This is a genomic window from Rhizobium sp. AN5, from assembly GCF_900215255.1.
GTDB classification, from domain to species: domain Bacteria; phylum Pseudomonadota; class Alphaproteobacteria; order Rhizobiales; family Rhizobiaceae; genus Agrobacterium; species Agrobacterium tumefaciens.
Genome location: NZ_OCMJ01000004.1, coordinates 79,727 through 105,562, shown reverse-complemented (window position 1 = coordinate 105,562; position 25,836 = coordinate 79,727). Strand labels below are relative to the sequence as shown.

Here is a 25,836-nt window from a genome sequence, read left to right as displayed (position 1 = left end):
GCTCTATTTCCGCCAGCCACCACGCAGGCTGAAAGCCAACATGGAGCGGATAGAAGCGGCGATATCGGTCGCCAGACGCTTGCGGTTATCCGTGCTGTGAAACGGAACGCTGTCGCCGAATGTAACGTCGACGTCGATAGCACCTGCCCTGATGATACCGAGCAGATGCGGCACCAGAGTTATGCTGCCCGGCCAGGCTGCAATGACCCGGTGGTAACGTCCCATGGCCATTCCCTGCACCCGCGTATAGGCGATTGCAACCGGCTGCACATAAACGAGCTTGCCCGGAACCTGCTCGGCAGCCGTGGAGGCTGCGCCAAACAGCGAGGATTTGACGGCAAGCATGCGGTTACCGTCAGAGGTGGTGCCTTCCGGGAACAACACGACGATCTCGCCATCGGCCATGCGGGCGGCGATCTCGCCGACCTGCGCACCGGTGCTGCGCTTCTGCTCGCGCTGGACGAAGATGCTTTTCTGCAGACGGGCGAGCCAGCCGAAGACGGGCCAGTCACGCACTTCCGTCTTGGCGATGAACACCACGTCGGCAATACTGCCGAGAACGAGAATGTCCTTCCACGAGGCGTGGTTGACCGCCAGCATCAGCGGTTTTGCCCGCTCCACATCCCCATGGACATGCACGCGGATGCCAAGAACATGGCAGGCTATGCGGTGCCAGATGCGGGGAATACGGCGACGAAGCCGCAAGTCGAAGGCAAGGCCCAACAGTTGCAGCGGCAGCAATATAAGCGTGACGATCAGGAGAACGACCGCAATATAGGCTGTCCGAATCCACATCATGATTGAACCGTGCGCTTGCTCACCAGCGTCTCAATGTTCGCCGGGCTTCAACGGTACACCGTAGAGTTCGAGCCGGTGATCAACGAGCTTGAAGCCATGTTCCCTGGCGATCTTTTCCTGAAGCGCCTCGATCTCGGGTGAATGAAACTCGATGACCACACTGTTCTTCAGATCGATCAGATGATCGTGATGTTCCTCAGGCACGGTCTCGTAACGCGAGCGGCCATCGCGAAAATCATGACGCTCGATGATGCCGGCGTCCTCGAACAGCTTCACCGTTCTGTAAACGGTAGAAATCGAGATGCGCGGGTCCACGGCGGAGGAACGGCGGTAAAGCTCCTCGACATCCGGATGGTCTGCCGATTCCTGCAGCACACGGGCGATGACACGGCGCTGGTCCGTCATCCGCATGCCGCGTTCGGCACAAAGTTCCTCCAGCGTTTTCGAAAGGTCTATCACGTCTTCTGGCCTTTTGAGTATTCCGGTTGAATTTCGGGGCTGTCGCCGAAAAATGCCTGTCGCAGGGAACTAGCGAAGATCGCGGCGCATGACAAGCGCCGTCGACTTCGCGCCATCCTTGGCGGTGTAATAGGCCTTGCGCTCAGCGACCGTTTTGAAGCCGAGCTTTTTATAAAGTCCCAGAGCGGAGGCATTGTTGCTGTCCACCTCTAGGAACATCGTTTCTGCACCGCGCATCATCGCCTCACGGACGGCCGATTGCATCAGGCGCCAGCCGAGGCCGGTGCGCGCGAACTTGTCGGCCACCGCAACGGTCAGGATTTCCGCCTCGCCGGCCACTTCGCGCGCAAGCACGAAACCACCGAGCGGTTTGCTGAAAAATGCGTTCGTCTGCCGCGCGACGGCACCGAAAACCGAGCCTTGCGTCAACAGCCCGGAAAACTCCCCGTCATTCCAGGGGCGCGGAAAGCGCAGCGCATGCAACTCCGCCACTCCGGCGCAATCCTCATGCTGCATCGGCACGATCTCGAAATAAGGCTTCCAGCTTAGATATTCGTCAAACATAACAAGGAATCATCCGCACGCATTTACGGGTGCCACCTATCAGGCAACGCTCTGGCGTGCCAGCGCAAAACCCGTCTGCGGCCGGGCATCCGGGCCGCGAAGGTAAAGCGGTGCGGGTTTCGGCATGCCTTTCGGCTTGCGTCCACCCGCCCGCGCGACAGTGGAAATCGGAAAATGATCGGGCCCTGACGCCGCGTCGAAACCCTGAAAAAGGGGTGCGGCGGAACCGACAATGGCACCATCGAAACCGGAGAGAGCCGTTTTGGCATCCTCCAGAGACAAAAGCGCGGCCTCGCGGAGCGGCGATCCATCCTCTGCAAATGTCTGGAGGTAGGCTTCGCCCCGTTTGGCGTCGAGCCCGACAGCCACTGGCCGGTCGGGATTTTCCAGCAGATGATGCAAGGCGATCGTCTCAAGCGTGGTTACGCCGACTGCCTCTATGCCGAGCGAGAGGGCAAAACCACGCGCGGCGGCAACGCCGACGCGAATGCCGGTAAAGGAACCCGGCCCGATCGTTACCGCGATGCGCCCGACTTTCTGAAGCGGCAGCTGCGCCTGCTGCAGGGCACCATCAATCACAGCCATCAGCCGCTCGGCATGACCTTTTCCGATGGTTTCGCACACCTCGCCACGCACCGTGTCGGAGGCGCTGTCATAGACGCAGGCGGAACAATCCACACCTGAGGTATCGAGTGCGAGAACAATCATGGCGCGGCCTAGCTTACAACGTCATACGGCTTCAACTTCGCGCACTTCTGGCACGAAATGGCGAAGCAGGTTCTGGACGCCGTGCTTCAGCGTGGCGGTGGAGGACGGGCAACCGGAGCAAGCGCCTTTCATGTTCAGGAACACGGTGCCGTCGCGGAAACCACGGAAAGTGATATCGCCGCCATCCTGCGCCACGGCGGGGCGGACGCGGGTATCCAGCAGTTCCTTGATGGTGGCGACGATGGTTTCGTCACCCGCTTCAAAGAACTCGCCTTCCTCATCCGACACTTCAGCCGCAATGGCAGTGCCCATGATGGGGCGGCCAGACATGAAATGCTCCATGATCGAACCGAGAATGGCGGGCTTCAGATGCTGCCATTCGGCGTCATCCTTGGTGACGGTGATGAAATCGAAGCCGAAATAAACGCCGGTGACACCCCGAATGGTGAAGAGGCGCTCTGCCAGCGGCGAGGCCTGCGCCTGCGCGGGGTTGAGAAACTCAGCCGTGCCGCTTTCCAGCACCACCTTGCCCGGCAGGAACTTGAGGGTCGCGGGGTTCGGCGTGGCTTCCGTCTGAATGAACATTATCTGTCTCCTTCGAGGTCGCCGTTCACGCCCCGCAATTTAGAATTCTTCCAAAAAATACGCCTGGCGAAGCCTTACTTCAAGCCCTGACATGATAATTACATTCAAGAAATCGTCAGCCCCAACTTCTTACCCGAATCCGTCCCTGTCTTTCAGGGCCCGACAAACGTCAGCAGAGGGCGTCGATTTCCTCATCCGTCAGCGTATCCGGCAGCACGGTGACGGGGATGGGGAAGGCCGCACCGCGTCCTGAGATGGAGGAGACGAGCGGTCCCGGCCCTTCCTTCGTCGATCCTGCCGCCAAAACCAGAATGGCAATATCGCGATCTTCCTCGATAAGTCCGTGGATCTGTTCGGTTGCGCCGCCTTCACGGATGACTGCCTCCGGCTCGATGCCGATGGTCTCACGGACCTTCTGGGCGATCTTGGCAAGCGTTGCTTCCGCCTCCTCGCGCGCCTCGGCCCGCATGATCTGCTCGACGCCCAGCCACTGCTGGAAATCGCCTTCCGGTATCATGTAGAGCAGAACCAGTCCGCCATTGGAGTTCTTGGCGCGACGACCGGCATAATGCACGGCCCTTTCGCATTCCGGTGTGTCATCGATAACAGCGAGAAATTTGCGACGATGCCCTTCCAGACGCGACAGCCGTTTTGAAACCATTCCGCACTCCCTGTGTCCGCCGCGATCCGAAAAACCGCCCGACGGTTCGGGCGGAGATTATATCAAATCACGGCAGGCGCAAACCGCCCGCCGTGAGCCGCAAGGCGATACCTGGTCAGCGCAGGAACCCGATGATGTCGCGCACCTCGTTCATCGTTTTTTCAGCGATCGCGCGCGCTCGCTCACCACCCTGTTTGAGGATGGCATCGATGTGGGTGGGATCGTCGAGAAGGCGGCGCATCTCGTTGTTGACCGGAGCAAGCACATTGACGGCAAGCTCGACGAGAGCCGGCTTGAAGGCCGAGAACTGCTGTCCGCCGAATTCGGCAAGAACCTCCGCTTTCGTCTTGTCAGACAGTGCCGCATAGATACCAACGAGGTTTTCGGCCTCCGGGCGGCCCTTCAGGCCTTCCACTTCGCTCGGCAGTGCATCCGGGTCCGTCTTCGCCTTCTTGATCTTTCTCGAAATTGCGTCGACATCGTCCATGAGGTTGATGCGCGACAGATCCGACGGATCGGACTTCGACATCTTCTTGGTGCCGTCCTTCAACGACATCACCCGCGGTGCCGGACCGCCGATCAGCGGCTCCACCATCGGGAAATAGGCATGCACCGGCTCATTGCCCACGGTGATGTCAAGCCCGAGACCGGCGTTGCGGATATGGTCGCCGAAATCGATGTTGAATTTCTGGGCGATGTCGCGGGCCAGTTCCAGATGCTGCTTCTGGTCGTCGCCGACAGGAACGTGGGTCGCGCGGTAGACGAGAATGTCCGCAGCCATCAGGCTCGGATAGGCAAGTAGCCCAAGCGACACCTGCTCGGCATTCTTGCCGGACTTGTCCTTGAACTGCGTCATGCGCTCCATCCAGCCGATGCGCGCCACGCAATTGAAGATCCAGGCGAGTTCGGCGTGCTGCGGCACTGCCGACTGGTTGAAGACGATATGCTTCACCGGATCGATGCCTGCGGCAATGAAGGCGGCCGCGATCGAGCGGGTCTGCGCCTTCAGGTCCGAATGAACGAGCTGGGCGGTGATGGCATGCATGTCGACTACGCAATAGATGCAGTCGTTATCTTCCTGCAAAGCCACGAATTTGCGAATGGCGCCGAGATAATTGCCGAGATGCAGATTGCCGGTCGGCTGGACGCCCGAGAAAACCAGCGGCTTGAATGCGTTCATTGTCGTCCTCGAAAAGGCTTGTGGAGGGCCCCGCCCCGTGGTTGGAATTGCACGCGCTTATGCACCTACAGCCCCTCGCAATCAAGCGGTTTCAGGGCGCGTCAGCCGCGCGGCTGAAGAAGATCCCAGTGATTTCCATAAGGATCCGCAAAGACCGCGACGGAGCCATAAACCTCATGGCGCGGTTCTTCCAGAAAGCGCACGCCGCACGCAAGCATCGTCTCGTAGTCACGGCCGAAATCGTCGGTATGCAGGAAAAACCCGACACGGCCGCCGGTCTGGTTGCCGATGGCAAGACGCTGCGCCTCACCATCCGCCTCGGCAAGCAAGAGGGCGCAGCCATCGGTGCCTTGCGGCTTCACCACCAGCCAGCGTTTGCCGTCATCAAGAGGTTGGTCGGAAAGGCAGTCAAACCCCAGAACCTCGCAATAAAACGACTTTGCCCGGTCGTAATCGTCCACAATAAGGGTAGTGAGGGCGATGCGGCGGTTCCCGGCAAAGGACATCAGCTTGTCTCCGTCTGGGCATTCTTGTTGCGGCGCTTTTTGAGGGCTCTCTTGACCATGCCAAGATCGGCACCACCCGAAACGAAAGCCAGCACGAAATAAACGAGCATGGCGGAGAACACGAGGCCCATGATGGTTCCGGCCCGGACGAAAATGGAGGAGGCGGAGGACAGCTCGAAGCTCAGATAGGTCAGCGCATAGTGAACGAAGCCCGCCATAAGGGCGGCGGCCAGCAGCAAGCGCGGAATGCGGGTAAGGAGCGGAATGTCCACATGCCAGTGACCGCGCCACAACAGCATGCCGAACAGCAGGGCGGCATTGACCCAGCCGGCGGTAATCTCGGCAATGGCGATGCCCGGACCTCCGAGACGCGGAAACAACGTCAGCGCCAGAGAGACGTTCACAACCACGGAAATCGCCGCGAAGATCATCGGGATGCGGGTGTCCTCGCGGGCAAAGAAGCCGGGAATGAACGCCTTTATCAGCACGAAAGCCGGCAGGCCGAGGCCATAAATACCGAGGATCTGCGCGACGGTGACGGTGGCCGAAGGCGCGAAATTGCCGCGCTCGTACAGAAAGCGCACGATGGGTTCCGCCATGACGAGAAGGGCAGCGGCAGCTGGCAATGTCAAAAACAGCACGAATTCGACCGAGCGGTTTTGCAGGCTTCCCGCCTCGACCATATGTCCGCCACGCAAAGCCCGCGCCAGTTCCGGCAAAAGCACGGTGGCAACGGCGATGCCGACGACACCGAGCGGCAGCTGGTAAATCCGGTCAGCATAGGCAAGCGAGGAGATCACACCTTCACCGGCAGACGCGATATTGGTGTTGATCAGGAGATTGATCTGGGTGATGCCGCCGGTGATCGCCGCTGGCAAAGCAAGGACCAGCAGGCGCTGGACATTCTTCGTCAGCCGGGGTCTGCGGAAACCGATCCGCATGCCGGCATTGCGCACCGCGATCCAGACGATGCCAAGCTGCACCACACCGGCCACCATGACACCCCAGGACAGGGCATAACCCACCTGAAGCGGGTCGTAATGCTTCCACCAGGCCAGCATCAGAACACCAATGAGAATGATGTTCAGGAAGACCGGCGCAATCGCGGCAGCGAAATAACGGTGCAGCGAATTCAGCATGCCGCCCATCATCGCCGCCAGCGACATGCAGGCAAGATAGGGAAACATGATGGTTGCGAGACGGACGGTGTTGTCAAATTTCACCGGGTCTTCCAGAAAGCCCGGCGCAATAACGGTGCGCACGATGAACGGCATCGACAGTTCCATCAGGATCGTCAAAGCCAGAAGCACGGTGAACAGAACGCCGAAAACTTCTTCGGAAAAGCGTCTTGCACCCTCCATGCCGTTCGCCTCGATTTCCTTGGCAAAAAGCGGCACGAAGGCCGAGTTGAATGCGCCTTCGGCAAAAAGACGCCGGAAGGTGTTCGGGAAACGGAAGGCAGCATTGAAGGCATCGGCGACCGGGCCGGTACCGACAGCTGCGGCCATCAGGGTCTCGCGGAGGAAACCGAAGATGCGGCTTCCGAGCGTGGCCGTGCCGACCGTGGCGAACTTTCCGATCAAGCTCATGGGGATTTCAAGCCTTTGCCGTGCGCGTGGCGGGCAACGCCGCCACATCGGGATGGGCGATGATGCCGTTTGGCATGCGATCACGCAATTCGTCTTCCTGCTCGCTCATCACGGCCTTCAGGCGCGTGGCAATGCTGGCCTGCCGGTTGTCGTTGGTGACCTTCTGGCCGAAGAGATCAGTCACGTAGAATGTGTCGATGACCTTCTCGCCGAAGGTGGTGATGCGTGCGGAATGAATATCCAGCGACAGATCGGCGATGACAGCCGTCATATCCGCCAGAAGCCCCGGCCGGTCGAGGCACTCGACCTCGATAACGGTGAACTTGTTCGAAAGCCCGTTGGAAATGATGACGGAGGGCGGAATGGTGAAGGCGCTTTTCTTCCTCCGGCTCTTGGTGCGGGTGGCAATCATTTCCGGCAGGCGCTGACGGCCGGACAGAACCTCTTCGATCAGCTTGCCGACATTGTTGCCGCGCCGCGTCTCGTCTTCGTCGATCGGAAATTCGCGGTTGATCAGGATCGTATCCAGCGCCCGCCCATCGGATGTGGTGAAGATTTGCGCGTCGGCAATGTTGGCGCCGGCCGCAGCGCAGGCGCCGGTAATGATCGACAGCAGGCGCGGATGGTCGGGCGCCAGCACGGTGATTTCGGTGATGGCGTGGAAGGAATGTGTGCGCACCATGGTCGACAGCGCTTTTTCCTGCTTGTCGGCCTCGCGGATGAAGCGGGTGTGACGCACCTGATCTTCCAACGCCACCGTCAGCAGATAGGGCTCATAGTGCAGCTTGGTGTATTTGCGCCGTGCCTTCTGGCCCCAGTCTTCCAGCGCGTCGTAAAGCGCCTGGCGGGCAATATGCGCCCTTTCCTTGCGGGAGACTTCCGAAAAGCCACCGGAGAGAAGCAGCTCGGTCTCGTAATAAAGCGAGCGGAGCAACTGACCCTTCCAGCCGTTCCAGACACCCGGACCGACCGCGCGGATATCGCAGACCGTCAGGATAAGCAGCATCTTCAGCCGCTCCATGGATTGCACCTTGTCGGCGAAATCGGTGATGGTCTTGCGGTCGTGCAGGTCGCGCGTCTGGGCTACCATGGACATCAGAAGATGCTGCTCGATCAGCCAGACGACCATTTCGGTCTGCTTGCCGGTCAGCCGGAAACGCTGGCAAAGCTTGCGGGCCACGCGCGCGCCGGCAATCGAGTGATCCTCCTGCCGGCCCTTGGCCACATCGTGCAGCAGAACGGCCACATAAAGTGCCTCACGCTCCTCGACACCCGGCATCAGCTGGTTGGCAAGCGGATGGGCATCCACAGCCGTCCCCTTGTCCACCTCCGACAGTACGCCGACAGAGCGGATCAGATGTTCGTCCACCGTATAGTGATGATACATGTTGAACTGCATCATCGCGACGATCTTGCCGAATTCGGGAATGAACTTGCCGAGGACGCCAGCCTCGTTCATGCGCCGCAAGGTGAGCGCCGGATCCCGCCTCGAGGTGAGGATCGCTAGAAACAGCCGGTTCGCCTCCTCGTTCTCGCGAAGCCCGTCATTGATCAGCGACAGCGACCGGGTAACGACACGCAGCGCATCCGGGTGAAGTTCGAGATTGTTGATATCGGCGATATGAAAGAGCCGGATCAGATTGACCGGATCGTTTTTGAACACGTCCGGCTTGGCCAGCGCGATGCGGCCGCGATCCTCGACGAATTCAACAGAACCGGGAATTTTGCGGACCCGGTGGGCAAAGCGGCTGAGAACACCCGACAGGCCCGGCACGTCCTTTGCCTGCCTGTCCTCCAGTGCGGCGCAGACGATGCGGGTCAGGTCGCCCACATCCTTCGCCACCAGGAAATAATGCTTCATGAAACGCTCGACGGCGGAAAGCCCGGGGCGTGGCTGATAGCCCAACGCATCGGCGATCTCGCGCTGAATGTCGAAGGACAGGCGCTCTTCTGCCTTGTTGGTGATGAAATGCATCTGGCAACGGACGGCCCAGAGAAAATCATCGGCCTTTTCGAACAGCCTGAGTTCGCGCTTAGACAGGACGCCAAGCTTGACGAGATCGGCCGTATCGCGGACATGGTAATAATATTTGGCGATCCAGAACAGCGTGTGCAGGTCGCGCAGGCCGCCCTTGCCTTCCTTGACGTTCGGCTCCACCAGATAGCGCGTATCGCCAGCCTTGCGGTGACGCTGGTCGCGCTCGGCCAGCTTGGCGGCGATGAATTCCGGCCCGGTGCCGGTAACAACTTCCGACTCGAAACGTTTTTCGAGATCATCGGTCAGGGATTTTTTGCCGCAGATTGCCCGCACTTCCAGAATGGCGGTGCGGATAGTCATATCGGATTTCGACAGGCGGACGCACTCATCCACCGTGCGCGTGGCGTGGCCGACCTTGAAGCCGAGATCCCAGAGCAGATAAAGCACGAACTCCACGGCCTTGTGCATATCCGGCGTGTTCTTGGCTGGCAGCAGGAACAGTAGGTCGATATCCGATCCCGGCGCCAGCGTGCCGCGACCGTAACCGCCCACCGCTGCAACGGCGATCTGCGGTGCGTCTTTCGGATAGACATATTGGCAGGCGAGATCATAGAGGATTTCGATCAGCCGGTCCTGGAGCCAGGAGATACGTCGGGCGCAGTCGATGCCGCTGCCGTCGGATTTCAGCAGTTCGCGAGCCTTTTCCCGGCCTTCCGTGCTGGCCTTGCGAAAGATCGGCAGCAGGTCGGACCTGACATCGGCTATGCGCTTGCCGTCGTTCTTGAAGATGATGTCGCATTCGCGCTTCAGCGCCGAAACATCGAGAATTTCGGAAAAATCCAGGTCCTTGATGGCCATTTATGCCGGTATCCATGTCCTGTGGGAAAGCCACCGCTTGCGATGGGATTGTCCTATAGCGAGTTTCAAAGGCGATGGACAGGCAGTCTATCCTCTTAAGCCTTGCCAAGTTCTTTCTTTAACGCATAGAGCGCGTCCAATGCCTCACGCGGCGTCATTTCGTCCGGGTTGAATCCTTTCAAAGCTTCTTCCACCTTCGATGGCCCAGCCTTGCGGGTTTCCTCACGGCGAACCGCGATCTGGAACAGTGGCAGATCGTCGATCAGCTGACTGGCAGGGTTCTTGCGATCGGCATCTTCGAGCTTCGTCAGCACCTCACGGGCGCGCTCCACCACCGATGCCGGAAGTCCGGCGAGCCTTGCCACCTGAATACCGTAGGAACGATCCGCAGCACCCGGTCCGACCTCGTGCAGGAAGATGACGTCACCTTCCCATTCCTTCACCCGCATCGTGGCATTGGAAAGGCGACCAAGTTTTTCCGACAGCACCGTCAGTTCGTGGAAATGGGTGGCGAAGAGGCCACGGCAACGATTGACCTCGTGCAGATGCTCGACCGCCGCCCAGGCGATCGAAAGGCCGTCGAAGGTTGCCGTGCCACGGCCGATCTCATCCAGAATGACCAGCGAGCGATCCGTCGCCTGATTGAGGATGGCGGCCGTTTCCACCATTTCCACCATGAAGGTAGAGCGGCCACGCGCCAGATCGTCGGAGGCGCCGACGCGGGAAAACAGCCGGTCTACGATGCCGATATGGGCGGCTTCTGCCGGAACGAAGGAGCCGATCTGCGCAAGGATGGCAATGAGCGCATTCTGACGCAGGAAAGTCGACTTACCGCCCATGTTCGGGCCGGTGAGCAGCCAGATCGCGCCATTTTTGCCGCCCTCAGCAGCCGACAGATCGCAATTATTGGCGATGAATGGCCCAGCCGACTGGCGCCGCAGGGCCTGTTCCACCACCGGATGGCGCCCGCCTTTGATCGCGAAGGTCATGGAGGCATCGACGATCGGTCGGCAATAGGCCTGCTCCGTCGCCAGATAGGCAAGGCTCGAGGCAACGTCGATAACTGCAAGTGCCGCCGCGCCGGCCTTGATTGCTTCCGCCTGCTGCACCACGGCCTCAACCATGCGTGCGAAGGCCTCCAGCTCCATGGTCAATGCCTGTGCGGCGGCATTGGCGATGCGGCTTTCGAGATCGGCAAGCTCGGTGGTGGTGAAGCGCATGGCACCCGCCATGGTCTGGCGGTGGATGAAGCGCGCCTTCGCCTCGTCCGTCGCCATCATCACATCGGCATTGCCCGCCGTCACCTCGATGAAGTAACCAAGCACATTGTTGTGCTTGATCTTGAGCGACTTGATGCCGGTTTCATCGGCGTATTTCAATTGCAGCCCGGCGATCACACGACGCGACTGGTCGCGCAACGCGCGTACCTCGTCGAGTTCTGGATTGGCGCCCTCACGCAAAAAACCGCCATCACGCTTCAAAAGCGGCAGATCGTCGGCGAGCATCGAGCCAAGCATCGCTTCAAGCCCGCCCGGCAAGGCTTTCAAATCCTTGAGAGCTGTCGCCAGCTCATCCGGCAGCAGCCCATCATCGAGAATAGCTGCAATTTTTTCGGCCGAAACCAGCCCCTGCCTTATAGCGCCGAGATCACGCGGACCACCGCGTTCCAGCGCCAGACGTGAAAGCGCACGCGGCATATCTGCGACGTGTTTCAAGGCATCGCGCAGGCCATCGCAGAGGGATACGTCATCGATGAGATAAGCGACCGCATCGAGGCGGGCATTGATCTTTTCCGGGTCGGTCAAAGGCGACATCAGCCGCTCCGCCAGAAGTCGCGCGCCGCCGCCCGTGACCGTGCGGTTGAGGGCATGCAGCAGCGATCCGTCTCTTTCACCCGATAACGTCTTCACCAGTTCCAGATTGGCGCGGGTGGCGGGATCGATGAAGAGGGTGGAGGCGGCGCTTTCGCGCTCCGGTGCGCCAAGGGGCGGGCGCTCGGCAATTTGGGTCTTTTCGACATAGGCCACGGCTGCTGCGGCTGCCGCCATTTCCACGCGTGAAAAAGCGCCAAAACCGTCCAGCGTCGAGACATTGAAATAACGTGCGATACGCCCTTCCGCGACCGCGCTGTCGAATAGGATAGCCGGTTGCGGCACCGCCACGCGGCCGAGGACATCGAAAACAGGCCTCAGCTCTTCGTCGTGGAACAGGCTGTCGGCCACGATCAACTCGCGTGGGTCGATACGCCAGATATCGGCGAGAAGCCGTGTCAGGGTGGTTTCCGCCAGACGGAAGACGCCGGTGGAAATATCGATCCAGGCGAGCGCGAACTGCGCTTCGGCACTGCCGCGGACACGGGCAAGCGCCATCAGATAGTTGGATTCCGTCGGCGACAGCAGTTTTTCTTCGGTGAGCGTGCCTGGTGTGACAAGCCGCACCACATCGCGCTTCACAACGGATTTCGATCCGCGCTTCTTCGCCTCGGCCGGGTCCTCCACCTGCTCGCAGACGGCGACGCGATAACCGCGCAGGATGAGCTTCTGGAGATAATCATCGGCGGCGTGAACGGGAACGCCGCACATGGGAATATCCTGCCCCATATGCTGGCCGCGTTTCGTCAGCGTGATGCCGAGCGACCGCGAGGCTTCCACCGCATCGTCAAAGAACAATTCGTAAAAATCGCCCATGCGGTAAAACAGCAGCGAACCGGGATTGTTCGCCTTGATCTCGATATATTGCTCCATCATGGGAGTGGCCGTAGCGCGGCTCTCTTCCGAGATCAGGGAAGCGGTGGTCAAAACGTCCGTCAATGGCTTGCCGATGTCATATCGTGTTGCGGAAAGGGAGCGCCGACACTAGCGGCAATGGCCGCCCCAAGACAACACACACCGGACCGCTGCCCACAGGAACATCCCGCTAGATCCGAGTTAAAACCGGTCAGCCGTTGATGCGCTCGGTCTCACCGCCGTAATAGCTGATGTAGCGGCCGGCTATAGAGGAAACCGGCAGGACCACGAGAACATCTGTCGTGTTGAATGCGTGGTCCACCACGGCGCCGGAGCCGAACATGGCGCCGAGACGCATATAGCCCTTGATCAGCGGCGGCATGGCGTTCAGCGCCTTGCGGGCGTTCAGCGCCTCAGCCGGTACCAGGTCCATCTCGTGATAAAGCTCGGGAAGGGCGGAAGCCGCCCATTCGCCCTTTGCAACGCAATTGTGATGCAGGAAGGACAGAGCAAGCGCGTGGGCTTCCGGCTGCACGCCGGGAAACGAGGCGCAACCGATCATGGCATCCATGCGGTGTTTCACGGCATAGGCCCAGTTGCCCTGCCACAAAAGCTCAACCGTGCGCTTGGTGCGATATTCCGGCAGCACGCAGGAGCGGCCAAGCTCCATGAAGCGCTTGCCGGGATGGCGCGCTACCAGCCCGGCGATGTCGAATTCGCTTGCGGAATAGAACCCGTTATTGGCAAGCGCCGTTTCCTGCCGCAGCAGACGGTACGTGCCGACGATCTGGTCCTCGCTGTCGCCTTCAATCGCCTTGTCGAGCACGAGCAGATGGTCGCAGACACTGTCCCAGGCGTCGATGTCGCGCTTGCGGCGCATCGCGTCTGCGGGAAGGCGCGCCTTCATTTCATCAACGAAAACCCGGTAACGCACGGACTGCGCCGCGTCGATCTCCCGCTCGTTTCTTGCGAGCCGTGTTTCCAGCGAGCCGATACGGCCGAAAAGCCCCTCATTGTCCTGAGCGGTGTCTGGACGAGGATGAATAACAACTTTGTTTTCACAAATGTCGTGACTGTAGATTTCGGCAACCATGGGGAATCGCTCCGCCACCAAAAGATTTTTCCTGTCATAAATCACTAATTGACGACAGAATAGTGACAAAATGCAGCCATTGCGAGTCTCTCAAGTCATGATGGCAACAGGCGTTTCGCCTCCAGCAAGCGGCGGATTTCCTCGACCAGTCGTCTCGGGTCGGCAGGCTTGTTCAAAACCTTGGCCGCACCGGCATTCAGCAGGATTTCGGCGGTCTCAACGCTCGCATCGCCGCTGAGCACGATGAGCGGAATATTTCTTCCACCCTTCAGCGTGCCGAGAAGCTCCGGCAGCACCTCAAGCCCCTCGCCACCTGGCATATTGAGATCGGATATGATGAGGTGCGGTAGGCGGGTTGTGCCCGGCGCCACGGCTTGCTGCAGGGCCTGAAAATCGTCGACACCGCGCACGATGTAACCGCTTTTTTCCAGAACGGCCCGGATGATGCGCGCATTGACGGCGTCGTCCTCGGCCACGAGGATATCGATGCCGCTTACCCCCTCCGTCACCCGTGAAGAAAACCCCACATCCGGGTGGTTGTCGTTGATGGCATCGCGCCGTTCTATGCCGCGCAGACGGCCGCAGAGGACGTCAATCAGGGACTTTTCGCGCAGCGGCCGGATCAACCAGGCGTCGAAGGACGCATGCATGGTCGACGCCCGCTCTTCGGGACTGACCAGCAACGTGCGGCGGACATTTTGTTGCGGCCAATCCCTTAGCGCGTCTCTGAACAGAGGTGAAATACGCCTGTCGACAATGATATCGGTGAGATCGGCAGCCGTACCGTGCAGCCTTTCCAAATCCTCCGGTTCGTGGATAAGAGCGCATTTGCCGCCGAAAGCCTCGATCGCCTCCATCGTCACCGCCGCTGCCACGCCCCTCGGCGCGATCAGCAGGACATTGGTATGCTGCAGGCAATGGCGCCGGTCCGGGTCCGGCGTGCCGGTGGACGAACTGCCCGGACGGAATGCCAGCGTGAAGGTGCTGCCCTCGCCCTTGCGGCTGAAGACCGTGAGGCTGCCGCCGAATTCCCGCACGATGCGGGTGGAAATCGCGAGCCCAAGCCCTGTTCCCCCACTTTGCTGCGACATCGGGCCTGCCTGTTCGAATTCGCCAAAGATACGGGCCTGTTCCGCTTGGCTCATGCCGGGGCCGGTGTCCTCGACGGTGATATGCAATTCGCCTTCAACCATGCGCGCCCGGATGACGACCCCGCCCACCTGCGTGAATTTGACGGCATTGCCGAGGAGGTTGAACAGAACCTGACGCAGCCTTGCCGGATCGAAATCCAGATAATCGGGCACATCCGGCGTGACGAAGGAGGTGATTTCGATGCCCTTTTCGTGGGCGCGATGCGCCAGCATCTCGACAATACTCTCGATCAGTCGACGCAGGTTTTCCGCACGCGGATTGAGTTTGAAACGGCCCGCCTCCATGGTCGAATAATCCAGCAGGTCCTCGACCAGCTGTACCAGCGACTGACCGGACTGCTTCATGCCGTCGAGATAATTACGTTGCTCCTGGTTGAGCTTCGTCTGCGACAGAAGATGGTTCATGCCAAGCATGCCGGAAAGCGGCAGGCGGATCTCGTGGCTAACCGTGGCAAGCAGCCTTGCCTTTTCGGCATCGGCCTTTTCAGCGCGCAACCGGGCGTCTTCCCGTTCGCCGAGTGCCAGCCGCTCCTCGGTGACATCTCTCGCGATGCTGCTGATGAGAAGACGACTGCTTGCCAGATCGCGGGTGACGACATCGTGCCAGGAGAAAATGCGCTGACCGAACGGGGTCGCAATTTCCACATCATAAGCGTGGGCCTTGTCGCCCGGCCGGAAAGCGATGCCGATTTCCTCACAGCTCAGCCCTTCGGGGGCCGAGCAGCCCGTCACTTCACGAAAAACCGCATTCGCCTCGACGATGCGCCGATCCATATTGCGGATGACGATGATATCGCCCATGGCCTCCTGGATCTCGGCAATCAGCGATCGGTTTTGAGTTTGGCGTAGCCGTACATCCAGATCATCAGCAGATATCTTGCCGGAATACTGGAAGGATTTGCCGAACATGGCGTAGGACAGGAGACCGACCAGCACCGCACCAAAGAAGGATGCCAAGGCGACGGTGACCGCATAAGGCACCGCAAGCGCGATCAAGGCTGCGGAGAAGGCACCCACCGACAATGACGCGGCAACGTATAGCGTGATCGATCCGGCATCTATCCCGCGCTCCGCACCGACAGGTTGAGATGTCGTGTCGACGCGATCCGCCGGCTGCGCCGGGGTGGCGGCGAGGCCATCTGATAATTTTTCCCGCAGTCGTGCCAGTTCGCTCATGCACAACCGCTACCACGGCAGCGGTTTTGATATGTTTGGCTCAAACGCTAAAATTTTACTTTTTAGCCGCCCGGGCGTGCAGAAACTCATCGAGAATGACGCAACCGGCACCGATGGTTATGAAAGTGTCGGCCAGATTGAAGACCGCGAACGACCATGTATCGGTGTGAAACAGGATGTAGTCGATGACGTGACCGTAGAAAAAGCGGTCGAGAAGATTACCGGCCGCTCCAGCGATGATGAAGGCGAAGCCAAGATGGGCAAAAGTCCGGTCCGCCGCCGTCTTGCGCCAGAGCCACAGAACGAAGACCACGATGACGAGTCGCATGCTGACGATGAACCAGCCGTGCATGTCCGCCAGCATCGAAAACGCCACACCGAGATTATAGGTGCGGTAAAGCGCCAGGAACGGAATGACCGGCACCATCTCCTGCAACGGCAGATAGGTCTCGACCAGTTGCTTGACGATCTGGTCCAGCACAAGGGCAGCAACGATAAGCGCGAAAGCCGGGCCAAATTTCGAAAACAACGCCGCTTTGGCCATTACTTCACCGGTGCCAGTTCGAGGAGATGTCGCCGCGCCTCGAAAAGCATGACAGCGGTTGCGATGGCGAGATTGAGACTATCGGCACGGCCCTGTTGGGGAATGCGCGCCAGTTGGTCTGCCTTGCCAGCCAGTTCAGGTGGCAGGCCGGATTGCTCGTTACCCATCAAAAGCACGACGGGCTTTCCGGCATAATCGATTTTTCGATAATCCACGGACCCGGCAAGATGGGTGGCAACGACACTGACATTCGCCGATTTTTTCCATGAGAGGAATTCCTCAACCGAGGCGCGGGCAACGGGCGTAGCGAAGACCGAACCCATGGTCGCACGCACCGTTTCCAGCGAAAACGGATCGGTGCAATCGCCGACCAGAATGACGCCTGAGGCACCCGCCGCATCCGCCGTGCGGATGATGGTGCCGAGATTGCCGGGATCACGCACCCGATCGAGCGCGATATAGGTCTCGCCTTTTTCCGGACGGATATCCTTCAATGGCTTCCATCTCTGGTCAAAGATGCCAACAACCATTTGCGGATTGTCGCGGCGGGTGATCGAGGCGATGAGTTTTTCGCTGACTTCGAGCACCAGCCCGCCGGAAGCGACCGTCTTTACCGCCGCCTGCTCCACCAGCGGCTTGCCCTTGGCCGCCTTGGCGTAAACCAGGGTGCGGATGGTCCAGCCCAGTTCGAGCGCGTCGATAACCAGCTTCAAGCCTTCCGCCATAAAGGTGCCGGTCTCTTCCCTGCCCTTTTTCTGGGTAAGCGCCTTGATATCCTTGATGATGGGATTGGCAAGGCTGGTGACTTCCTTCACCTGGCCAACCCGGCGCGTCGTGTTTTCGCGCATGTCGTTCGTCATTTCGGCTCCCAGCGGCTGAACAGCGATGTGGAAAGCACCCGGCCCGGCGTCTTGCCATCAAGCCCGGCCTCGCGAATGACGAGCTCACCGGATGCAACGACGCCACCGGCGCCGCGCATGATTTCGCGCATCAATTCATGCATCGAATAGAAGCTGGCCCTGATAGAATAGGCCGTCAGCACCAGACCGAGCGCTTTGGGCGACAGGATTTCCCGGCAGATATCGAGCATCAACGGAAGATGGTCGAACAATTGCCAGATTTCACCATGGGTGCCGCGGCCGAATTTCGGCGGGTCGGTGAGAATGATGTCGTAGGTGCTGCCGCGACGCTCCTCGCGCTGGATGAACTTCATCGCGTCTTCGCAAATCCAGCGGATCGGCGCCTGTTCGAGCCCGGCAAGCGCCTGGTTCTCCTTTGCCCAGCCGATCGCTTTCTTGGAGGCGTCGACATGGGTCACTTCAGCGCCTGCAGCAGCGGCGACCAGCGAAGCGACGCCGGTGTAACCAAACAGGTTCAGGACTTTCAGCGGCCGGTCAGCCGTTTCGACGGCATGTTTCAGCCATTCCCAGTGGACGATCTGCTCCGGGAAGACGCCGACATGCCGGAAGGCCGTGAAACGACCGAGAAATTCGACGCCGAGCAGGGACAGGGGCCAGGTTTCGCCGAGTGCTGCCTTTGGAAAACGCCAACGGCCCATGCCGTCTTCATCCGTGTCGCCGGTAAAAATGGCGTCGGCATTCTGCCATACGCGGTCGGGAACCGACGGCTGCCAGAGAGCCTGCGCCTCGGGACGGACGACGCGATATTCGCCGTATTGTTCAAGCTTCAGGCCATTGCCGCTGTCGATGAGATGAAAATCACCCGCGCCACTCGATTCCAGAATAACCGGAACCTGTTCTGCGGGACGCTCGCCGGTGCGATGCTTGAGGGGCCGCGCAGGCACCTGCTCAACGGCCGGTACTGGGGCTATCTTTTCCCTCGGCGCAGGTTTCGGCGCGCTACGCACCGCGTCCGGCTCGCGCTTTTTCGGTGCCGCGTCCGTCCGCCGTGCCGGCTTTGCGGCATGAACCTGTTTTTTCTCGCTCCCGGCACGCACGCGATTGCCCGGCCGGCTGTCTTTTTTCTTCAATGGAAATCTTTCCGCTTCTGCCCGCGTCTTATCGCGCCAGCAAATAGCATTCCAAGCGTCGCTCGACTAGAGCCGCAACGAATGTCGGCACCATCACTTTGCCGGGAGTTGGCCCGCATTCGGAAGCTGCGCGGCTGTTGCCGCTTTGTGCCGGTTCGCCTCGTCATGCCAGCGAACGGCTTCCTTCGCCTCGATCCGGGCGCGCTTGCGATGCTTGCCCTGCGCAAACCATGTGGCGGAAGATCCCAGAAGCACACCGAAAATGACGGCCAGAAACAGGAACACGAAAAACGGCGCGGTGAAGGAAAGTACGCCATCCTCCGGCCGGAACGGATTGAGCGCGAGCGTCACGGACTGACGATTGGCCACGCACAGGATGACGAGGATAATCGCCAGCGGAAGCAGGATGATGAGGTTGATGATTTTTTTCGACATCCGACATTACTCCATCGCGGCGTGCATTCCGCCGGCTCCGTTTCCGGCGCGGCGGGTGAGAACGATCAATCGTCCTCTTCGTCACCCATACCGGGGTTCAGGCGCTCACGCAGTTCCTTGCCCGTCTTGAAGAAAGGCACCCATTTTTCCTCGACGAAAACCGATTCACCCGTACGCGGGTTCCGACCGGATCGCGAAGGACGGTTTTTCACCGAAAATGCGCCGAAACCACGAAGCTCGACACGATTTCCCGCTGCCAAGGCATCGGTGATTTCATCCAGCACCGCATTGACGATATTTTCCACGTCACGGTGATAAAGGTGCGGGTTACGCGCAGCAACGATCTGCACCAGTTCAGACTTGATCACGGTTGCCCCCTGAAAGAATTGGATTTTTAATGCGGCTCAACCTGCCAAACGGAAACAAGACCGTCAAGAAACAACTTGTCCGCACCGAGCTGACCGGAGCCCGCAAACGGAATTAAATCGTCATATCCCAGAAGCTTCGCTATTTGCGCAACACTGAAAAGCGAAAAAGGCGAACTGGAAGACGGTGCGCGCCATTCCACGATCGGCAGATCCTTGGCAACACCGCGCGTTTCGAAATAGCCGCGAATTTCCTTTTCGCCGCCAAGCGTGTCGACCAGCTTGTTGGCGAGCGCCTGTCTGCCCGTGAAAATCGATCCGTCCGCCAGTTTCAACACATCCTCGCGCGGCAATTTGCGGCGATCGGCCACAAGGTCGACGAACCAGCCGTAGCTGTCCATCACCATGGAACGGATCATCGTCTTCGCCTCTTCGGGCGCCTCATGGAACGGCGAAGGCTCTGCCTTCATCGGAGAGGACTTTATTTCCTGCAGCGAAACGCCGAGCTTATCCATCAGCTGGCCGATCTGGGGATATTGAAAGATCACGCCGATCGAGCCGGTGATCGAGGTTTCGCCAGCGACGATGACGTCACCTGCAGATGCGATCATATATCCAGCGGAGGCGGCAAGCGTGCGGACATCGGACACCACCGGCTTCTTTTCCGCAACGCCGCGAATGGCCTTGAAGATGCGCTCGCCGCCATAGGTGGTACCACCGGGCGATGAAATCGACACGATCAGCCCTTTGACATTGTCGCTCTTGGCAATCTTGTCGAGCCGCTCCAGAAGTTCGGTATTGTCCTGGATCAGCCCGGAGATCTGGACACGGGCAATATGGGGTCTCTCGCTTTGCTGCGGGGCGGCCCATAAAAACCGGTAGAGGCCGAAAATGCCGGCGATAAACAGAAAAACAGCGGCAATCCGCCAGAAAGTCAGCTTGCGGCGCAATCGTCTGCGATCCGCTATCGCCATATTATCCATCGAAAACCCCTGCCTTCCGGCATTTGAAGCGTAATATAAGCATCATGGCCATATGGTTCTTCTAGCGCGAAGCCGCAAGGAAACAATAAGGAAACCAGAATTACGATTAAATTCGCATTTCCCTTGCACCTTTCCAGACAAAAACCATATTGGCAGGACACAGCACTCATGCCAAAGACATCAAGATAAACATATAAGCTTCAGTTGCGCGCCAAAGTGGCGCCCAGGAAGTTTTCCGGACCCACTCTTATGCTCGAAAGACTCCGCCAACCCGCGCCAGCGTTTCCGCTGCCCAATGACCAGAACGGCGCTTACGAGCGCGCGCTGAGGCATTCCGCGCGCGTGAAGCGGCTGAAAATCATTCTGCCGCTCGGTGCGGCGATCATCTCGTTTGCCTTCGTCGCCGTTTCGCTCATTCGCACCTGGGCGCCCGAAGAGGTCTCGCTTGAAAGCGCAAGGATCGAAGACGGCAAGATCGTGATGGAAAAGCCGGCAGTTGCGGGCCGCAACGAGAAGGGGATCGACTACTCCATGAACGCAGACCGTGCGTTGCAGGACATCGCCAACCCCAACCTCATGACGCTCGAAAGGGTTCTGGCTGCGGTGCCTGTGAACGACAGCGTCGCCCAGGTGATCGCCAAGGAAGGCATTTTCGACCGGGCCACCAACACGCTGAAGATGACCGCCCCTTTTGACATCAATCTCAGCAATGGCATACAAGCGAAGTTCCAATCTGCGGATGTCGATCTGAAGGCTGGAAAAATGAGCAGCAAAGAGCCGGTTTCGATCAAAACAAACGACGGCGCCATTGTTGCGCAATCGATTGATATCGCGGATAATGGCAAGACTATTACATTTTCGGGGCAGGTACGCGCACGTATCGCTGCATCCAATATCAAGAATGAAGGCAAGTGAGAGCCCGGTCCAGATGATGCAAATTTCCCGTCCCGTTTCCCTTGGCAAATCCGCAGGCGTTACAGTCGCAGCTTTTGCTTTTTCCTGTCTTGCAACCGTGGCTTTCGCTCAGAACACCACCAGCAACATGACAGGCGTCAAGCTCTCCGGCGACCAGCCGATCGCTATCGAAAGCGATCAGCTCGAGATTCGGGACCAAGAGCGCAAGGCCTATTTCACAGGTAACGTAAAAGTTGTGCAGGGCACCACCACCCTTCAGGCCGGCAAGATGACGGTCAATTACAAGGGTGAAGGTTCCTCGCTCACCAGCGGTGACGCCAACATCGAAAAAATCTTCGTCGACAATAACGTCTACCTGACGTCCGAGACGCAGAAGGCCACGGCCGATCACGGCGAATTCGACATGGCGGCGCAGACCTTCATTCTGACCGGCAAGCAGGTTGTGCTGTCCGAGGGCGCGAATGTCTTCACCGGCTGCAAGCTCACTGTTCTGATGAATTCAGGGCAGGCAAAGCTCGAAAGCTGCGGCGGCCCTGTCCGGATCATGCTCGATCCGAAATCGCAGCAGAAGAAACAGTAGTCTCACCTCGTGAAGATAGCCTCGATCTCAAAAATATTTGGCGGTGGGCGCGACCGACCTGTGGACGCTGCGTCGCAGGCCGACAAGGCTCGCTATGACGGCACCCTGATCGCGCATGGTCTGACGAAGACCTATAATACGCGGCGGGTTGTCAACGGCGTTTCGCTGGTCGTGCGCCGTGGTGAAGCCGTGGGGCTGCTTGGCCCGAACGGCGCGGGCAAAACCACCTGTTTCTACATGATCACGGGCCTCGTACCCGTCGATAGCGGCAAGATCGCAATCAACGGCAACGACGTCACCACCATGCCGATGTACAGGCGTGCCCGCCTCGGTGTCGGCTATCTGCCACAGGAAGCCTCCATTTTCCGCGGACTGACAGTCGAGGAAAACATCCGCGCCGTGCTGGAAGTGCACGAACCTGACAGCGCCAAGCGCAGCCGCAAGCTCGATGAGTTGCTGGAAGAGTTCCACATTGCGCAGCTGCGCAAATCGCCCGCTGTCGCGCTGTCGGGCGGCGAACGTCGCCGTCTGGAAATCGCCCGTGCTCTCGCGACCGATCCAACCTTCATGCTTCTGGACGAACCTTTTGCCGGCGTCGATCCGATCTCCGTCAGCGACATTCAGAACCTCGTCAGACATTTGACCGCGCGCGGGATCGGCGTTCTCATCACCGACCATAATGTTCGCGAAACGCTCGGCCTCATCGACCGCGCCTATATCATCCATGCCGGTGAGGTTCTGACCCATGGCCGTGCGGACGATATCGTCAACAATCCGGATGTGCGCCGGCTCTATCTCGGCAATAATTTTAGCCTTTAAGCTCCCGGGCGCGAAAGATTCTTCATCGCGCCCCGCAGTGACGCTTGACCAAACATAATAAAAAAGCAATTTTTGGGCCAAGTTTCGTTGCCTGCGCAAAATTTATGAAATTTGTGGCGACGAAGAAGCTGTAAGGGGAGTTTCGCGTCCGCCATGGCATTATCTGCCAGCCTTTTGCTGCGTCAAAACCAGTCTCTCGTGATGACACCGCAACTGATGCAGTCCATCCAGCTGCTTCAGATGACGCATTTCGAACTGACGCAGTTCATCGCGCAGGAGGTGGAACGCAATCCTTTGCTTGAAATTGCAGCAAACGACGGCGATTTGAGCAACGATACCCCTGTTGATGCGGAGAATTTCGGCGATGCCGACAGCGAAGGGTCCGACAAGTCTGCGCCGGTAACGGCCGACAGCGACGACTGGTACGGCGACCGCGCGGCAAATCTCGGCGAGCAGCTCGACACCAGCTTCGAAAATGTTTTTCCCGACGATACCGAACCCAGAAAGCCCGACGCACCCGAACTGGCGGGGCAGTGGAAATCCATGCCCGGGCAGGAGTCCGGCGAAAGTTACGATCTCGACGACTTCGTTGCCGCGAAACAGACCCTCAGCGACCATCTCAATCAGCAATTGCCTCTCGCCATATCCTCTGTGGAAGACAGGATGATCGCTGATGCGCTGATCGGCCAGCTCGATGAGACCGGATATATCGCCGTAGATGCCATCGAAGATGTCGCTGAACGGCTGGGGGCGGCGCCTTCGGCAGTGGAGCGCATTTTGGAGACGCTTCAGGGCTTTGATCCTCCCGGCGTGTTTTCCCGCTCGCTGAGCGAATGTCTGGCGATCCAGCTTGCCCAGAAGGACAGGCTTGATCCGGCAATGCGGGCTTTTATCGACAATCTGGAGCTTCTGGCGAAACGGGATTTCGCTTCTCTAAAAAAGCTCTGCGGCGTGGATGAGGAAGACCTTCTCGACATGCTGGCGGAAATCCGCACGCTCAATCCGCGTCCCGGCGCTGGTTACGATTCGACCGTTTCCGAGACAATCGTTCCTGATATCATCATTCGCCCTTCCTCTGCCGGCGGCTGGCTTGTGGAAATCAACCCCGAGACCCTGCCGCGCGTGCTCATCAACCAGACCTATTTCGCAGAGGTTTCAAGGCACAAGTCGCGTGAGGGAGAGGATCAGGATTTCCTTTCCGAATGCATGCAGACGGCCCATTGGCTGACCCGCAGCCTCGACCAGCGCGCCAGAACGATCATGAAGGTGGCGACCGAAATCGTGCGCCAGCAGGACGCCTTTCTCGTCAATGGCGTGGATCACCTGCGCCCGCTGAACCTCAAGACGGTGGCCGACGCCATCAAGATGCACGAATCCACCGTCAGCCGGGTGACGTCGAAAAAATACATGCTGACGCCGCGCGGCCTGTTCGAGCTGAAATATTTCTTCAGTGTTTCCATCAGTTCGGTGGAAGGCGGTGACAGCCATTCGGCAGAAGCGGTGCGTCATCGCATCAAGGCGATGATCGCGCAGGAGGCCGCCGACGCAGTGCTTTCCGATGACGATATCGTCGATAATCTGAAAAAGAGTGGTATCGATCTTGCCCGCCGCACCGTGGCCAAATATCGCGAGGCGATGAACATCCCATCCTCCGTTCAGAGACGGCGCGAGAAGAAGGCCCTGGCCAGACTGTCGGCGTTCTGAGCGGTGGCGCTGGTCACGTTTTCAGGGCTTTCCAGCCGCACCATTGACTCTTGCTACGGCAAGGGCTAGAAGCCCGCCGCACACGTAAGCAAGGTCATTTGTAACGGATTCACCTCCACCGTCCATGGGCGTAAAATTCGAATGGGGGCTTTTAAAGGCCTTCGAAACGCTTGGATGCGCGCGCGGCTTGACGTAAGCTGGTACTCGCAAATCACTACAAAAAGGAAATTTTCCATGAGTGTGCGTGTATCTGGTAAACATATGGAGATCGGCGAATCTTTCCGGCAGCGGATTGAGGACAATATAGGTCTGGCAGTTACCAAATACTTCGATGGGGGGTATTCAGGCCAAGTGACCGTAGAGAAGTCCGGATCGCGTTTTGCAGCCGATTGCAAACTGCATCTCGATACGGGCGTTGTATTGCATGCGGCGGGTCAGGCAAATGATCCGCAAGCGAGTTTCGATGCCGCCGCCGAGCGTATCGAGAAGCGCCTGCGTCGCTACAAACGGAAGCTGAAGGACCATCACCACAATGGTTCCGCGGTGAACGGCGCGATGTCGGAAATCGCCTATACGGTAATGGATGCTGTCCCCGATGAGGACCACGAGGTTCCGGAAGACTACGCACCCACGATCGTTGCGGAAAGTTCGAAACAGATAAAGACGATGTCCGTCGCCAGCGCCGTGATGGCGCTCGACATGACGGACGAACCGGTTCTGCTGTTCCGCAGCCCCGGCAAGGAATATCTCAACATCGTCTACCGACGACATGACGGCAATATTGGCTGGATCGACGCGGAAACGATCAAGAGCTGAACAGTCTGACAAGACATGGGAGGCAGAGCGCGAAAGCGTATCTGCCTCCTGCATCGTCTCGATGGCATGAAGGAAAAAGAGAATGGCGTTGGCAGATTTGCTGCAACAAGATGCGATTATTCCCGCCCTCAAGGTGAATTCCAAAAAGCAATTGCTTCAGGAGCTGGCCGCAAAGGCAGCCAGAATTACCGGAGTCTCGGAACGGGAAGTTTTCGACGTCATCCTCCAGCGTGAGAAACTCGGCTCCACCGGTGTGGGGCACGGCATTGCCATTCCGCATGGCAAGCTGAGCAGCATCCATCAGATCACCGGCGTCTTCGCACGTCTTGAAACACCTGTTGATTTCGAGGCGCTGGATGACCAGCCGGTCGATCTGGTTTTCCTGCTGCTTGCACCCGAAGGCGCCGGCGCGGATCATCTGAAGGCGCTGTCGAGAATTGCCCGTGCTTTGCGCGACCCCGAGCTGGTGGCCAAGCTGCGCGCCACCGATTCCGACACGGCAATCTACGCCTTCCTCAATCAGGAGCAGGCGACCGCTGCCTGATCAAAGGTTGCCGACGGCCCTTTCCATGGACAAAAAAACGCGCCCTTGAGGCGCGTTTTTTATTGGAGCATTTCAAGCAAAAGCGCGTACCGGTTTTACATCCGGACGC

The 25,836-nt window shown here is 59.0% G+C and carries 25 protein-coding genes; 6 read left to right on the top strand and 19 right to left on the bottom strand.

What is annotated here, in order from left to right; all coding sequences use genetic code 11:
- Positions 1-3 precede the first annotated feature (3 nt).
- The 19 genes from CRP02_RS12775 to sppA all read right to left on the bottom strand — a co-directional run bounded on the left by CRP02_RS12775 (position 4) and on the right by sppA (position 20,349).
- Positions 4-798 (bottom strand): lysophospholipid acyltransferase family protein, encoded by a 795-nt coding sequence (locus tag CRP02_RS12775; protein WP_097171400.1) that lies wholly within the window; start codon positions 796-798, stop codon positions 4-6.
- Positions 799-828: 30 nt separating this feature from the next.
- Positions 829-1,257: a Fur family transcriptional regulator gene (locus CRP02_RS12770; RefSeq protein WP_003514787.1), complete on the bottom strand. Its 429-nt coding sequence runs from the start codon at positions 1,255-1,257 to the stop codon at positions 829-831.
- Positions 1,258-1,326: 69 nt separating this feature from the next.
- A complete protein-coding gene (locus tag CRP02_RS12765) occupies positions 1,327-1,821 on the bottom strand; it encodes a GNAT family N-acetyltransferase (protein WP_003514785.1) in 495 nt (164 codons plus the stop codon).
- 39 nt (positions 1,822-1,860) lie between these two features.
- Entirely contained in the window at positions 1,861-2,529 is a 669-nt protein-coding gene (tsaB, locus tag CRP02_RS12760) for a tRNA (adenosine(37)-N6)-threonylcarbamoyltransferase complex dimerization subunit type 1 TsaB (protein WP_097171399.1), read from the bottom strand.
- Positions 2,530-2,550: 21 nt separating this feature from the next.
- On the bottom strand, positions 2,551-3,114 hold the full coding sequence (locus tag CRP02_RS12755) for a NifU family protein (RefSeq protein ID WP_097171398.1): 564 nt from the start codon (positions 3,112-3,114) through the stop codon (positions 2,551-2,553).
- A 169-nt stretch (positions 3,115-3,283) separates the two neighbouring features.
- Complete coding sequence (locus tag CRP02_RS12750; protein ID WP_003514782.1) at positions 3,284-3,775, bottom strand: universal stress protein; 492 nt, start codon at positions 3,773-3,775, stop codon at positions 3,284-3,286.
- Positions 3,776-3,890: 115 nt separating this feature from the next.
- Positions 3,891-4,955 carry a tryptophan--tRNA ligase gene (gene trpS, locus CRP02_RS12745; RefSeq protein ID WP_097171397.1) on the bottom strand — a complete coding sequence of 355 codons (1,065 nt, stop codon included), beginning with the start codon at positions 4,953-4,955 and terminating at the stop codon, positions 3,891-3,893.
- Positions 4,956-5,056: 101 nt separating this feature from the next.
- On the bottom strand, positions 5,057-5,461 hold the full coding sequence (locus CRP02_RS12740; RefSeq protein WP_097171396.1) for a VOC family protein: 405 nt from the start codon (positions 5,459-5,461) through the stop codon (positions 5,057-5,059).
- Entirely contained in the window at positions 5,461-7,050 is a 1,590-nt protein-coding gene (gene murJ, locus CRP02_RS12735; protein WP_097171395.1) for a murein biosynthesis integral membrane protein MurJ, read from the bottom strand. The genes CRP02_RS12740 and murJ overlap by 1 nt, the downstream gene beginning before the upstream one ends.
- A gap of 7 nt (positions 7,051-7,057) precedes the next feature.
- Entirely contained in the window at positions 7,058-9,886 is a 2,829-nt protein-coding gene (locus CRP02_RS12730) for a [protein-PII] uridylyltransferase (protein ID WP_003514778.1), read from the bottom strand.
- A 95-nt stretch (positions 9,887-9,981) separates the two neighbouring features.
- Positions 9,982-12,633: a DNA mismatch repair protein MutS gene (mutS, locus tag CRP02_RS12725; protein WP_097171394.1), complete on the bottom strand. Its 2,652-nt coding sequence runs from the start codon at positions 12,631-12,633 to the stop codon at positions 9,982-9,984.
- Positions 12,634-12,823: 190 nt separating this feature from the next.
- On the bottom strand, positions 12,824-13,705 hold the full coding sequence (locus CRP02_RS12720) for a GNAT family N-acetyltransferase (RefSeq protein ID WP_003514771.1): 882 nt from the start codon (positions 13,703-13,705) through the stop codon (positions 12,824-12,826).
- A 95-nt stretch (positions 13,706-13,800) separates the two neighbouring features.
- Positions 13,801-16,032: a hybrid sensor histidine kinase/response regulator gene (locus CRP02_RS12715; protein WP_097171393.1), complete on the bottom strand. Its 2,232-nt coding sequence runs from the start codon at positions 16,030-16,032 to the stop codon at positions 13,801-13,803.
- Positions 16,033-16,087: 55 nt separating this feature from the next.
- Entirely contained in the window at positions 16,088-16,576 is a 489-nt protein-coding gene (lspA, locus tag CRP02_RS12710) for a signal peptidase II (protein ID WP_097101342.1), read from the bottom strand.
- Positions 16,576-17,436, bottom strand: a complete 861-nt coding sequence (locus CRP02_RS12705) for a TrmH family RNA methyltransferase (RefSeq protein ID WP_097171392.1) — start codon at positions 17,434-17,436, stop codon at positions 16,576-16,578. The genes lspA and CRP02_RS12705 overlap by 1 nt, the downstream gene beginning before the upstream one ends.
- The gene (locus tag CRP02_RS12700) at positions 17,433-18,566 is read right to left on the bottom strand and encodes a class I SAM-dependent methyltransferase (RefSeq protein WP_097171391.1); all 1,134 of its coding nucleotides are present in this window, start codon (positions 18,564-18,566) and stop codon (positions 17,433-17,435) included. The genes CRP02_RS12705 and CRP02_RS12700 overlap by 4 nt, the downstream gene beginning before the upstream one ends.
- A gap of 93 nt (positions 18,567-18,659) precedes the next feature.
- A complete protein-coding gene (locus CRP02_RS12695; protein WP_003514766.1) occupies positions 18,660-19,001 on the bottom strand; it encodes a LapA family protein in 342 nt (113 codons plus the stop codon).
- A gap of 65 nt (positions 19,002-19,066) precedes the next feature.
- A complete protein-coding gene (locus tag CRP02_RS12690; RefSeq protein WP_219256707.1) occupies positions 19,067-19,393 on the bottom strand; it encodes an integration host factor subunit beta in 327 nt (108 codons plus the stop codon).
- 2 nt (positions 19,394-19,395) lie between these two features.
- A complete protein-coding gene (gene sppA / locus CRP02_RS12685) occupies positions 19,396-20,349 on the bottom strand; it encodes a signal peptide peptidase SppA (RefSeq protein ID WP_097171390.1) in 954 nt (317 codons plus the stop codon).
- A 249-nt stretch (positions 20,350-20,598) separates the two neighbouring features.
- Here sppA and lptC point away from each other — a divergent pair, with 249 nt between their 5' ends.
- The 6 genes from lptC (at position 20,599) to ptsN (ending at position 25,727) form a co-directional block, all read left to right on the top strand.
- A complete protein-coding gene (lptC, locus tag CRP02_RS12680; RefSeq protein ID WP_003514764.1) occupies positions 20,599-21,264 on the top strand; it encodes an LPS export ABC transporter periplasmic protein LptC in 666 nt (221 codons plus the stop codon).
- A gap of 13 nt (positions 21,265-21,277) precedes the next feature.
- On the top strand, positions 21,278-21,844 hold the full coding sequence (locus CRP02_RS12675; RefSeq protein ID WP_097101335.1) for an LptA/OstA family protein: 567 nt from the start codon (positions 21,278-21,280) through the stop codon (positions 21,842-21,844).
- A 9-nt stretch (positions 21,845-21,853) separates the two neighbouring features.
- Positions 21,854-22,663: an LPS export ABC transporter ATP-binding protein gene (lptB, locus tag CRP02_RS12670; RefSeq protein WP_003514762.1), complete on the top strand. Its 810-nt coding sequence runs from the start codon at positions 21,854-21,856 to the stop codon at positions 22,661-22,663.
- A 153-nt stretch (positions 22,664-22,816) separates the two neighbouring features.
- Positions 22,817-24,367, top strand: coding sequence for an RNA polymerase factor sigma-54 (gene rpoN / locus CRP02_RS12665; RefSeq protein WP_097171389.1), 1,551 nt, complete (start codon positions 22,817-22,819; stop codon positions 24,365-24,367).
- A gap of 234 nt (positions 24,368-24,601) precedes the next feature.
- Entirely contained in the window at positions 24,602-25,183 is a 582-nt protein-coding gene (gene hpf, locus CRP02_RS12660; RefSeq protein WP_097101333.1) for a ribosome hibernation-promoting factor, HPF/YfiA family, read from the top strand.
- An 82-nt stretch (positions 25,184-25,265) separates the two neighbouring features.
- The gene (gene ptsN / locus CRP02_RS12655; RefSeq protein WP_003493488.1) at positions 25,266-25,727 is read left to right on the top strand and encodes a PTS IIA-like nitrogen regulatory protein PtsN; all 462 of its coding nucleotides are present in this window, start codon (positions 25,266-25,268) and stop codon (positions 25,725-25,727) included.
- Positions 25,728-25,836: the final 109 nt, after the last annotated feature.